The organism is Acinetobacter sp. ANC_7682 (assembly GCF_056779795.1).
This window is the reverse complement of sequence record NZ_JBWYIQ010000006.1, coordinates 18,198-31,008: the sequence shown is the minus strand read 5'-3', so window position 1 is coordinate 31,008 and position 12,811 is coordinate 18,198. Positions and strand designations below refer to the sequence as shown.

Sequence of the window (12,811 nt, the reverse complement as noted above, 5' to 3'; positions counted from 1 at the left end):
TAATCATTCAACAAAAGAAGCAGTTTCATCTGTGAATTCTACAGTTTCTGCATCTGATGAACCATTTGAATCTTTTTTCGCAGCTGAATCACCAGCACCACCAGTCACAAATTTAGACACTAAGTCTTCAATTTCCATTGTGCTTTGTGTGTTGCCAATTTGATCACCACGTTTTAAATAATTTAAACCACCACCTGGAACAATTTTGAGATACTTCTCGCCCAGTAAGCCATTTGTCGCTACCATAATGTAAGCATCTTCATCAATATTGGTGATGGAGTTCATGTTAGCGATCAGTTGCTTTTCCATTTCTTTTTGTTGCGATGGCATCGCAGCTTCATAGTCACTGCTATAACGCAACTCTTCTAAAGCACCTTCTTGCACAGTTTTAAGTTGTTCATCATTGAAAGATGTCAGCTCACCATCTAAATTAATTTTCACTGTTGCAAGACGTGTTAACGGATCTAATGTGATTGACTCAACTTCACCTACTTTTACGCCGCTTAGTGCAACTTTAGCACGTGGTTTAATACCATTCACGTTATCAAAAGTTGCCGTCATGCTATAACTATCTTTTAAATTTGTCCCAGCTAAGCCACTTACTTTCATTGCCAAGAAAAATAATGCACAACCAAATAGAATCACGAATATTCCAACTGCGAGCTCACTCGTACGTGATTTCATTACACACCTCCAAACATGACCGCAGTCAAAACAAAATCAAATCCTAAAACACATAGTGATGAATACACTACCGTTCTTGTTGTTGCTGTCGCAATGCCTTCTGATGTAGGCTCGCATGAATACCCCTGATATACGGCAATCCACGTACAGATTAAAGCAAATACAAAGCTTTTGATGATCGTGCCATTAAAGACATCTTTATAAAATTGAACGGCACTTTCCATACCACTCCAATACGAACCTTCATCAGCACCTAAAAAATCCACACCGACCATTTTTCCGCCCATGATCCCCACAGCAGCAAAAATTACGGCAAGCATAGGCAAACTAAATATACCCGCCCATAAACGTGGTGAAATAATGCGTTTAAGTGGATCAACACCGATCATTTCCATACTAGACAATTGCTCAGTCGCTTTCATCAAACCAATTTCGGCGGTTAAAGCAGATCCTGCACGCCCCGCAAAAAGAAGGGCTGCAACCACTGGCGCAAGTTCACGCAACAAGGTCAACGAAACTGCTGCTCCAAGCATCGCTTCACTGCCGAAAGTGACCAAAATGCTATACATCTGTAAACCCAAGACTGCACCTATAAACAGCCCTGACACCACAATGATAAGCAATGATAATACGCCAACACGATACATTTGATAGATAAAGAGTTTGACTCCAATCCAAGTCGGCATCGAAAATAAAATTTGAACTAGCATAATGGCTGCAACGCCAATACCTTGAACACGTTCTATAACGCGTCTACCTAGTGAGGCTATCGCATTCATGTACGCACCTCATCACTTAAATATGCTTGATGACTAAATTGATAATCCACAGGACCTTCGACCGAACCTGTTAAGAATTGACGGACGAAAGGCGAACTATGATTCTTTAACTGATCAGGTGTGCCCTCGCCTTGTACTTTACCTTCCGCAACCACATAAATGTAATCTGCGATCGATAATGTTTCAGCAACATCGTGAGACACGATAATGGTCGTTAGGTCTAACGCTTCTCGTAAAGAACGAATCAATCGGGTTAAAACCCCCATTACGATGGGATCCTGACCAGCAAATGGTTCATCGTACATAATCAAATCTGGATCTAGTGCAATTGCACGAGCTAACGCCACACGGCGATTCATCCCCCCTGAAAGCTCAGAAGGCATCATTTGCTCAGCGCCACGTAATCCTACAGATTCGAGTTTTAAAGCGACCAGTTCTGCAATCAAATGTTCAGGCAATTGAGTATGGGCGCGGATAGGGAAAGCTACATTTTCATAGACAGTCATATCAGTGAAAAGCGCACCACTCTGAAAGAGCATCCCCATACGAGCACGTGCTTTAAACAATTCCTGACGACTCATTTGGCTAATATTTTTACCATCCAACAAGACCTCGCCTGCATCAGGTACAAGTTGCCCCCCAATGAGTCTAAGAAGCGTGGTTTTCCCCGTCCCTGAAGGCCCCATAATGGCAGTAATTTGACCCTTACGAATCTTTAAATTGACTTGGTCGTAAATAACACGATCACCACGATTAAAGCTTAAATTTTTTACTTCGATCAACGCTTGCTCATCGATTTGTATTTGATTATTCATAGCTGAGCGTGTTCCTACAATTTTTCAGCTTGCATACTATACTCTGAAATAACTGAATTTAAATGTTATTTATAAAATACAAGGTTAAGCGGACATTGTAGCATTATTGATCATTTTTATTAATTTTGCTTATAGAAAGATGTGTTTTATTTATGAAACAATGATTTGAAATTATTCTTTTTTATAAATTTATAATGTGATACTAAAAAAGTAATAGGCAAGATTAAGTAATACCAATAAAAAGAACACGTACATCATGATTGCACCAACATTCATTTGCTTCGTCTCAATCATTATAATCTTATTATTCATATTTTACATTTACCATAAATAATGTGAAATTAATCACTTTTATTCTAACAGATTTTTTGATATGAGCAATAAAAAAACCAGCCCGAAGGCTGGTTTATTTAGCTATACCGATTAGTCGTTAAATTTACGACGTGGGCGATCGCTATTGAATTCACGCTTTGGGCGGTCATCACCAAATGTACGTTTTGGACGATCAAAACCACCTTCTCGACGTGCTGGACGGTCACCGAAATCACGTTTTGGACGGTCACCAAAACTGTTTTCACGAGGTTTATAATCTACACGGTTACCACGATTGTCATCGTTAGAACGAGGGCGATCACCGAAATCACGCTTTGGACGATCATCAAATGAACGTTGCGGACGGTCACCGAAATCGCGACGTGGACGATCTTCGCCATTAAACTCACGACGTGGACGGTCATTGTTAAACTCGCGACGTGGACGATCTTCACCATTGAATTCACGACGTGGACGATCGTTGTTGAACTCGCGACGCGGACGATCTTCGCCATTAAACTCACGACGTGGACGGTCGTTGTTGAACTCGCGACGTGGACGATCTTCACCATTGAATTCACGACGTGGACGATCTTCACCAAACGAACGGCGTTCGCCATCACGGTTACCTTCGCGACGTTTGAAGTTTGATTCACCTTCAAAACGACGACCACCACCGAAACCACCACGGCCACGGCCTTCACCACCACGGCCACGACCGCGACCAGCGCCATCACGACTACCGCGTGCTGGAGGTGGAGATGGCTCAAGACCTTCAATTTCAGAAACTTCTAGACGTGCATCTAAGTAGTCTTCTAAAGCACGAATTTTACCACGTTCACGGTAAGTCGCTAATGTGATTGCTTTACCAGTACGACCTGCACGACCTGTACGACCAATACGGTGTACATAATCTTCGTTCTTCATTGGAAGACCAAAGTTAATCACGTGTGAAATTGTTGGTACATCTAGACCACGTGCTGCAACATCAGTTGCAACTAAAATTTTTGCGCGACCTTCACGGATGCTGCGCAAACGACGGTTACGTACAGTCTGTGGCATTGCACCATGAAGTGCTACAACTGAAAGACCAGCTTCAGACAGTTCTTCTGCAAGCATATCTGTATCTTCTTGCGTAGAAGCAAATACAACAGCTTGATCAAGATCTTCTTCATTCAACCAATGTGTTAAAAGCTTTTTCTTGTGCTCAAAACCATCAGTCCAATGTAGAGTCTGAGTGATGTCAGTATTCGTCGTGTGACCAGTTTCAATCGCAATACGTTCTGGCTCATTCATCATACGTTCTGCCAACGTAATAATACGTGGTGCGAACGTCGCAGAGAACATTAATGTTTGATCACGGTTACCCGCTAAATCACTGATCGCCTCTAAATCTTCAGAGAAACCAAGATCAAGCATACGGTCTGCTTCATCTACGATTAATGATTTAACTTTGTCCAATTTGATTTGACGACGGTTTACAAGATCAAGTAAACGACCTGGAGTCGCCACAACAACTTGTGCACCTTTTAATTGTTGGATTTGTTTACCAAAAGGCATACCACCCATAATCGCAGCAATACGAACACCTTTCATGTGACGTACAAATGCAATCGCATCTTGGCTGACCTGTTGAGCCAATTCACGTGTTGGGCAAAGTACTAAAATTGTAGGTGCAGTTACAGCACGCATACGCTCTTTGAAAGAAAGCAACGTATCTTCACTACCCGCTAAAGCGTGAAGTGTAGGTAATAAGAATGCAGCAGTTTTACCAGAACCTGTTTGGCTTGATACTAAAAGATCTTTACCATCTAAAGCAGCAGGAATTGATTGTTCCTGAACAGGAGTAGGCGATGTAAAGCCTAATGCTTGTAATGCTTGTTGAAGTGATTCGTGTAGTGGAAAATCAGCAAAAGTTTTGCTCATAGAGTTTTTCACCCGAAAATTGGGTGCTCCATTAAATAAAGTCTGATGGACATCGGCAAAAAGCGGTACAGCAATAATCGCTGAAAATATAGAATCAGCGGCGATCCGAGAACGACGATGCGTATAACGCACACATGATTACAGCCTGAACCTGAAGGAATCGCTTTTAGCGATTGGGTGGGGCGCGAAATAATGTCCTCTCTTTGGACCGGACGCGCATACACAATATAGAAGAGAAATGTTCAGGTAATGAACGAAATTTAGTGCGTGCGCGGAGTATAACAGATTTTTTTATAATGTCATTAAGTTTAATTGCTTTTTGATGCGTTCAAGTACAAATATTCAAATTTATCATGTTTTGGAGATAAAAAAGCTCCCTATTAGGGAGCTTTCATAAATTTGATCTGCTTATTTAGCAGCAGCACCCCAAGCTGGGACAACTGCTTGCATCAATGGTTTCAATAATTTCATAGAACAAGCCAAGACTTGACCATTTTCCATTGAATTTGAACCACCGCGCGCATCAACTACTGTACCACCAGCTTCTTTAACGATTAGCTCACCCGCTGCGATATCCCATGGTTTCAAACCAAGTTCGAAATAACCATCGTAACGACCAGCAGCAACATAAGCTAAGTCGAGTGCTGCTGAACCTAAACGGCGGAATTGAGCACCTTGCTCAGTTACTGCCAACAAAGAATCGAAGTGATTTTTTGCATAAGAAACTACTTCGCCATCGCGTTTAGCACGATATGCATGACCAACAGCCAAGAACGTACGATCTAAACTATCTTTTACATTCACACGAATACGACGTTGGTTCATCATTGCACCGCGACCGCGACTCGCAGAGAACAATTCATCTTTGATTGGGTCATACACAACACCGTGTTGAGTCACGCCTTTGTGTTGAACTGCAATAGAAATACAGAAGTGTGGGACACCATTAATGAAGTTTAAAGTACCATCTAAAGGATCGATCACCCAACACCAATCAGCATCGTGACCTTTACCTTCTTGCATACCAAACTCTTCACCAAGGAAGCTGTGATTTTTATAGCTTTTGCGCAAGATATCGATCGTCAATTCTTCAACATAGCGATCAACGCGAGTCACAGGACCTTCGATACCTTTTTCTTCAACTTGCAGATCAAGTTTATGACGATTCTGATGCGCTTTTAAAAGCTCTTGACCAACTGTTTGAGCCGCACGCGCAGCCATCACCACCATAGGTTCCATTGAACACCCACTACAAATTTGAAGATACTGATAAAGAATAATGCATAAAAGCGCCGACATTTTATCAAATATCGGCACTTTTAGGTAAAAAATGTTTCTAAAATTTTATGACTTGTATTTAAACCACCTGTACAAGCTTTAACCAAGCTTGTTGAATTGAAGATTGGATACCTTCTGCATCCAATCCACAATCTTTAAGCATCTCACCATGACTGGCTTGTGCTAAGAATTGATCAGGTAAGCCTATGTTCAAAACTGGCTTGAGAATGTGTTCGGCCATTATAAATTCATTCACAGCACTTCCAGCCCCCCCCATGACTGCATGCTCTTCAACCGTTACAAAAAGTTGGGTTTGATCTGCATATTGTCGAATGATTTGACCATCTAGGGGTTTAACAAACCGCATATTCACAACGCGTACCGCAACATCCAATTGATCAACTAAAAGCTGAGCAGCATGTTCTGCAACAATCACGCGGCTACCGAAAGCTAAAATAGTAATCACTTCTTCGGCTTTTACATTCAGCTCCAAAGTTAACTCAGCTTTACCAATTTCAAGCGCTGTCAGTTCTTTTTGAATTTCAACACCTAAACCATTTCCGCGTGGATAACGTACTGCAGCAGGACCCGGGTGCAAATAAGCGGTATGTAGCATTTGACGGCATTCATTTTCATCTTTTGGTGCCATAATCACGATATTCGGAACTGTACGCATAAATGCGTAATCATATGCACCAGCATGAGTTGGTCCATCCTCACCTACTAAACCTGCACGATCGATACCAAATGTGACATCAAGGTTTTGTAATGCCACATCATGAATGAGCTGATCATAACCACGCTGTAAGAAGGTTGAATAAATTGCCACTACTGGTTTTAAACCTTCACATGCCATACCAGCAGCTAAGGTCACTGCATGTTGTTCTGCAATTGCCACATCAAAGTAACGATCAGGATATTGTTTGGCGAATTGCACCATACCTGAACCTTCACACATGGCAGGTGTAATGGCTAACAACTTATCATCCAACTGGGCTTCATCACACAACCATTGCCCAAAAACATCAGAATATTTGGGTGCTTTTGTTGAAGCTGATGCAGCATTTAATTTAGCAATTGCGTGATATTTTATTTGATCTGCTTCAGCAGGTGCGAAGCCCTTACCTTTCTTGGTATAGATATGAATTAAGCGCGGCCCCTTACGTTTTTTTAAGGCACTAAATACATTAACAAGTTCATCGACATTATGACCATCGAATGGACCAAAATAGTCAAATCCAATCGCTTTAAATAAGTTATCTGCAGCCTCTGTAGCAGCACAATGTAAGCGTGAAGTGTAGTCCCACTCAGGATAATCCCGAATAAATGGATTGCCCTGCTCATCAATGTGTACAGATTGCCCTTTTTCCCAAATCGCAGCCAAATGTTTTGCAAAACCACCCGTGCTACATGAAATCGACATATCATTATCGTTCAGTACCACCATGAGATCAGCATTATGTGCAACAGCATCATTCATGGCTTCGAATGCCATCCCTGCTGTCATTGCACCATCACCGATAATTGCAACCACTTCACAAGGATCTTTTTGATAACGACGAGCTAAAGCCATTCCCAAACCCGCTGAAATAGCAGTTGATGAGTGGCCCACACCAAAAGTATCAAACTCAGACTCTTCACGAGCGGGGAACGCCGCTAAGCCATTTTTTGCACGAATTGTTGTTAGTTGCTCACGACGTCCAGTCAAAGCTTTATGTGGATATGCTTGATGACCCACATCCCAAATAAGACGATCATGTGGTGTATTGAAACAATAATGCAAAGCAACAGTTAATTCGATTACACCTAGATTGGCACCGAAATGCCCACCACTTTGTCCAGCAGCATACAAAATAAATTGACGTAGCTCGTCCGACACTTGACTCAATTGTTCTTTGGCTAGTTGACGCAATTGCATTGGATGATCAATCGCATCCAACAAAGGCGTAACAGGACGTTGACTAGGTATTTCGGTATACAACATATGTGGCAATGCCTTCTAAAGCCTGGCAAATCCTAAGCTAGGTAAATGGGTTAGCTCGATTCTTCTTATTGATCGAGAAATCGAAAAAAAACACCTTAAATCAACCACATTTATATTGGTCCAGTGTTGAGCTTTCGCTAAACGGGCGTTGTTAGGTAGCTAGATTATCCTGAATATCGATGCTACTTATCAACTATTATCTTGTGCTTTGCAAAAAAAAGGAAATCTTCTGTGTAAATTTGCACAATGATACTCAACTATGGCCTGATCATTCAGCTATACTTTAGCCAAATTATGAACATGTAATGGAAGTCACTGTGCCTATAGAGTTTGTTGCCACATCTAAATTACCCACTGCCTTTGGTGATTTTAAAATCACTGTTTTTCAAGACCCTAAAACTGGTGAAGAACACGTAGCATTGTCAAAAGGATTAGATACAGCACCCACCTCTCCTGTCTTGGTTCGAATCCATTCCGAATGTTTAACAGGCGATGCTTTTGCTTCATTAAAATGTGATTGTGGCCCACAACTTCAAGCAACTCAAAAACTGATTAACGAAGCAGGACAAGGCGTAATTTTATATTTACGTCAAGAAGGTCGTGGTATTGGTTTAACCAATAAAATTCGTGCTTATGCCTTGCAAGATCAAGGACATGACACAGTGGATGCTAACCTGATGCTCAACTTACCCGCTGATGCGCGTAAATACGATATGTGCAGTATCATGCTGGATCACTTACAAGTGAAACAAGTCAAACTTGTCACAAACAATCCTCTCAAAATTAAAGCTTTAACTGATTTAGGAATTGATGTGATTGATCGTGTCCCGTTAACGGTCGGTTTGAATAAATTCAATGAAGAATACTTAAAAACCAAACATGAGCGCATGTCACATATGTATCAAAAGGATGATTTTTAACTACAGCATAATTTAATCGTTGTAAAAAAATACCCCGATGCTTAGGGGTATTTTTTCACTTAGACTCAGCCCAATTTGTGAAGATGACTATATCGTCATAGAAAATATCCGATTTTCAGGTTTGTTTCTTTTTAACCTTAAATCGAAAGCCATACAGATATTTCGTACAAATGGTTTTCCAGCTTCTGTCACCATCAATCCATATTGACTCATCTTCACAAGTTGATCATTTTGCATTTCAGCTAAATCTTCTAAAACTTGTGGTCGCTGCGCAAAATCCATATCACCTTGCCAATTCGTCTCAAAGTGGCACATGAGATTTAAAATATGCTTTCTAATTTTCAAATCTTCTTCTGTTAAAAGATGACCTTTAAAAACTGGAATTTCGTTTTGTTCTAATCGAGCATAATAATCTTCAAGCGTCTTTTCATTTTGGGCAAAACCTTGCCAACAATCGCCAATAGCTGACATCCCTAAGCCAATCATCACTTCTGTTTTTGAAACGGTATATCCCATAAAATTACGATGTAACTGTTGGGCTTGAAATACCTGATACATATCATCATGCTCAAGCGCAAAATGATCCATCCCTATTTCATGATATCCAGCAGACAATAATTTTTGTTTTCCTTGCTCATAACACTGTCTTTTCTCTTCATCTCGCGGAACATCATGGTCTTTAAAACCACGTTGCCCATTGCCTTTGATCCATGGTACATGTGCATAACTGTAAAAGGCTAAACGATCTGGCTTAATTTGAATGGTTTGATCAATTGTGTTTAAAACATCATCTAAATATTGAAAGGGCAGCCCGTAGACCAAATCATGCGAAATAGAGGTATAACCAATTTCACGCGCCCATTCTGTAACCTGCTTTACGTGTTCAATAGGTTGAATTCGGTGGATCGCTTTCTGCACGGTTTCATTATAATCCTGCACGCCAAAGCTAACGCGTCTAAAACCCAATTCAAACAGCGTCTTTAAATGTTCGTAGGAAGTATTATTAGGATGTCCTTCAAAACTAAATTGATGATCTTCAGCTACTGCTGATAACGCTAAAAGCCCATCAATCAACTGTTTAAGATGCTGAGGAGAAAAAAATGTAGGTGTCCCTCCGCCTAGATGTATCTCTTTAATCAAAGGACGCTCTATAAATAACTCACAATACAATTTCCATTCTTTTAACAGAGCCAAAATATAGGGCTGTTCCATTTCATGTTTTTTAGTGATTTTTTTATGACATCCACAAAAAGTACATAAGGACTCGCAAAAAGGTAAATGAATGTAAAGGCTAATACCACGTTGGCTATTCGAGTGATCAAAACGTATTTTTAGTTTTTGCTGCCATAGTACTTGATCAAAAGTCGACTGCTCCCAATACGGAACTGTGGGATAGCTCGTATATCGAGGACCTGGAACATTATATTTTTGCACCAGTGAAATAACGTTTTCGAACATATCCCCACCTTTAAAATCACCACATATTAAAAGCTTAACTGCTTTCAGTCGTTCTATTTTGAGGAGCTTATTGTTTTAATTCAACCTAGTATCTTGGTCAGGATTCATAAGCAAATTCAAATCACAAAGTACGTTTACCCTGACTAAACTTAAATCTCGATCCGCTATATCGATAAAATCACCTTAATCTTTCATACAATTTATGTTTTGATGTAGCTAGTTTTTCATTGCCCAAGAGGCTTGGTATGTCACACCCGACTTCTGCAGATATTCAACGTGTTCGTGAATTTTTACTCGACTTACAAACTCGAATTTGTGCTGCGCTTGAACAACAAGAACAACAAGGTGGCGGTAATGCCCAATTTGAGATCGATGATTGGGAACGTCCCGAAGGTGGTGGTGGCAGATCACGCGTATTGCAAGATGGTACAGTGATCGAAAAAGGTGGTGTGATGTTCTCGCACATCAATATCTCAAAGTTACCAGCATCCGCTACCGAACGGCACCCACATATAGCTGGCGCACAAGCACAAGCCATGGGGGTTTCTTTAGTGATCCATCCTAGAAATCCAAATGTGCCGACCTCACATGCCAACGTAAGACTATTTGTCGCAGAAAAAGAAGGACAAGATCCTATTTGGTGGTTTGGCGGCGGTTTTGATTTAACGCCATTTTATCCGAATGATGAAGATGTTAAATCATGGCATCAAACTGCGCACGATCTTTGTGCACCTTTTGGCGATCATGTCTACCAAGATCATAAAAAATGGTGTGATGATTATTTTTATTTGAAGCATCGTGATGAACAACGTGGTGTCGGTGGATTATTTTTTGATGACTTAAATCAGTGGGATTTCGAAACTTGTTTTAAATACATGCAAGCTGTAGGCAATGGATATCTCAATGCGATTCTACCAATCTTCCAACGTAATCAAGATAAACCCTATAGTGAAGCTCAACGCGATTTCCAATTGTATCGTCGTGGGCGCTATGTGGAATATAACTTAGTTTACGATCGAGGGACGTTATTTGGATTACAAACTGGCGGTCGAATTGAGTCTATTTTAGTAAGTCTTCCTCCATTAACGGGTTGGAAATACAGACCTGAATGGGATGAAGGCTCTGCTGAAAAAAAATTAACCGACTACTATTTAAAACCGAGAGATTGGCTCGCTTAACTGCATTAAATGTAAATCACTAGCCCTGTTAAAACAGGGCTTTTTTGTTGAGCAATATATTCATCCCATTGTCTAACGAAATTGAATAATTCCATTACATTCTCTTAGAAAAAAAGACACAATAGATAAATTGATTAAATTTTGTCACACTTCTGACACAGCTCTTAAGTTTAATTTAAGCAAAGTACTGTACAATCAATTTTTACTTGTATTACTCATGGAAGTTTTTACTTCTGCATAAGGAATCGATATGCAACACAACTCTATTCGCGCACGTGTTGTCGTATTTTGGACACTGGTTATTGCTCTTTTGAGTGCAATCAGTACCACTATATTTTCAGAAACACTACTCAATGATAGCTTTGGTTTTAGCTTGATGGTGTTTGCAGCTGTTGGTCTACTGCTCAACATTGCGCATATTTTACTTCATACCCTATTTGAAATTTGTAACCCAAGTCATTAATACACTTCATTGAATATGTTCATATTGGGAACTTTCTGCATTTGACGTATATTGTTTGCCACTTCTTCATCAGGAATTAGAGCAATGCGCAAACAATTTGCCGTAATTGGAAATCCCATTGAACAATCTCGATCTCCAGAGCTTCATCATGCGTTCGCACAAAAGACTGGGGTGATCCTTGAATATAGCAAACGCCTTGCTCCTCTCGATGGTTTTACACAGAGTATCAATGAATTTTTTAAGGCTGGTGGTATTGGTCTGAATGTCACGGTGCCGTTTAAAGAACAAGCTTTTGCACAATGTGATGTACTCACTGAACGTGCCAAAATTGCAAAAGCAGTAAATACACTATGGATGAAAAATGGTGTATTGCATGGCGACAATACCGATGGCCAAGGACTTGTTGCAGCCATTCAACATTTAAATTGGCCTCTTGAGCAAGCAAGCGTGCTTATTTTAGGCGCAGGTGGTGCAACACGTGGCGTGATTTATCCACTGCATAAAGCTGGTGTAAATAAAATCATGATTGCTAATCGAACGGTTGCTCGCGCAGAGCAATTGATTCAGGACTTACAACCTGCTGTCCCAGATCTAGAGCTAAACGCTTGTGGTCTTGATCACATAGCAGGTGAATTTGATATTGTTATTAATGCTACCTCGGCAAGCTTATCTGGCGATGCAATCACTCTACCTCAACAGTTAAAATTCAAATATGCCTATGAAATGGCCTATGGCAAACCTTCCACTTTCCTTGATCAAGCGAAACAGCGTGGAATTCCGACTGCAGAAGGATTTGGAATGCTCGTTGGACAAGCGATTGAATCTTTCGCGATTTGGAATGGTGTGCGTCCAGAATTAAAAGATTTTATTTAGTTTTTGCACACGTTTAGTGCCTTGTGAACAGTGCAATTTTTTAAATTGCACTTTTTTCTCTCTATAATATCGATTAAATCTCTTCGAATTGATTTTAGTGACATATTTTTAGTGCATATTCAAATTGAATAAATTCAAATT

The 12,811-nt window shown here is 40.4% G+C and carries 11 protein-coding genes; 4 read left to right on the top strand and 7 right to left on the bottom strand.

What is annotated here, in order from left to right:
- Positions 1-3: 3 nt before the first annotated feature.
- The 6 genes from mlaD to dxs all read right to left on the bottom strand — a co-directional run bounded on the left by mlaD (position 4) and on the right by dxs (position 7,778).
- Complete coding sequence (gene mlaD, locus AC1M9D_RS03830) at positions 4-684, bottom strand: outer membrane lipid asymmetry maintenance protein MlaD (protein WP_092768112.1); 681 nt, start codon at positions 682-684, stop codon at positions 4-6.
- The gene (gene mlaE / locus AC1M9D_RS03825) at positions 684-1,463 is read right to left on the bottom strand and encodes a lipid asymmetry maintenance ABC transporter permease subunit MlaE (protein ID WP_035265034.1); all 780 of its coding nucleotides are present in this window, start codon (positions 1,461-1,463) and stop codon (positions 684-686) included. The genes mlaD and mlaE overlap by 1 nt, the downstream gene beginning before the upstream one ends.
- Positions 1,460-2,278, bottom strand: coding sequence for an ABC transporter ATP-binding protein (locus AC1M9D_RS03820; protein ID WP_035265033.1), 819 nt, complete (start codon positions 2,276-2,278; stop codon positions 1,460-1,462). The genes mlaE and AC1M9D_RS03820 overlap by 4 nt, the downstream gene beginning before the upstream one ends.
- A 423-nt stretch (positions 2,279-2,701) precedes the next feature.
- Positions 2,702-4,516 (bottom strand): DEAD/DEAH box helicase, encoded by a 1,815-nt coding sequence (locus tag AC1M9D_RS03815; protein WP_180028266.1) that lies wholly within the window; start codon positions 4,514-4,516, stop codon positions 2,702-2,704.
- Between the two features lie 408 nt (positions 4,517-4,924).
- Positions 4,925-5,755 (bottom strand): inositol monophosphatase family protein, encoded by an 831-nt coding sequence (locus AC1M9D_RS03810; RefSeq protein WP_092768116.1) that lies wholly within the window; start codon positions 5,753-5,755, stop codon positions 4,925-4,927.
- Between the two features lie 118 nt (positions 5,756-5,873).
- Positions 5,874-7,778 (bottom strand): 1-deoxy-D-xylulose-5-phosphate synthase, encoded by a 1,905-nt coding sequence (gene dxs, locus AC1M9D_RS03805; protein WP_481611548.1) that lies wholly within the window; start codon positions 7,776-7,778, stop codon positions 5,874-5,876.
- Positions 7,779-8,095: 317 nt separating this feature from the next.
- Here dxs and ribA point away from each other — a divergent pair, with 317 nt between their 5' ends.
- Positions 8,096-8,698, top strand: a complete 603-nt coding sequence (ribA, locus tag AC1M9D_RS03800) for a GTP cyclohydrolase II (RefSeq protein ID WP_481594923.1) — start codon at positions 8,096-8,098, stop codon at positions 8,696-8,698.
- Positions 8,699-8,785: 87 nt separating this feature from the next.
- On the opposite strand, the gene hemN is transcribed toward ribA, so the two are convergent.
- On the bottom strand, positions 8,786-10,156 hold the full coding sequence (hemN, locus tag AC1M9D_RS03795) for an oxygen-independent coproporphyrinogen III oxidase (RefSeq protein WP_481611547.1): 1,371 nt from the start codon (positions 10,154-10,156) through the stop codon (positions 8,786-8,788).
- A gap of 245 nt (positions 10,157-10,401) precedes the next feature.
- On the opposite strand from hemN, the gene hemF reads away from it, so the two are divergent.
- The 3 genes from hemF (at position 10,402) to aroE (ending at position 12,670) form a co-directional block, all read left to right on the top strand.
- On the top strand, positions 10,402-11,334 hold the full coding sequence (hemF, locus tag AC1M9D_RS03790; RefSeq protein ID WP_481611546.1) for an oxygen-dependent coproporphyrinogen oxidase: 933 nt from the start codon (positions 10,402-10,404) through the stop codon (positions 11,332-11,334).
- A 250-nt stretch (positions 11,335-11,584) separates the two neighbouring features.
- Complete coding sequence (locus tag AC1M9D_RS03785) at positions 11,585-11,797, top strand: hypothetical protein (protein ID WP_035265018.1); 213 nt, start codon at positions 11,585-11,587, stop codon at positions 11,795-11,797.
- An 84-nt stretch (positions 11,798-11,881) separates the two neighbouring features.
- Positions 11,882-12,670 (top strand): shikimate dehydrogenase, encoded by a 789-nt coding sequence (gene aroE, locus AC1M9D_RS03780; protein WP_481594899.1) that lies wholly within the window; start codon positions 11,882-11,884, stop codon positions 12,668-12,670.
- Positions 12,671-12,811: the final 141 nt, after the last annotated feature.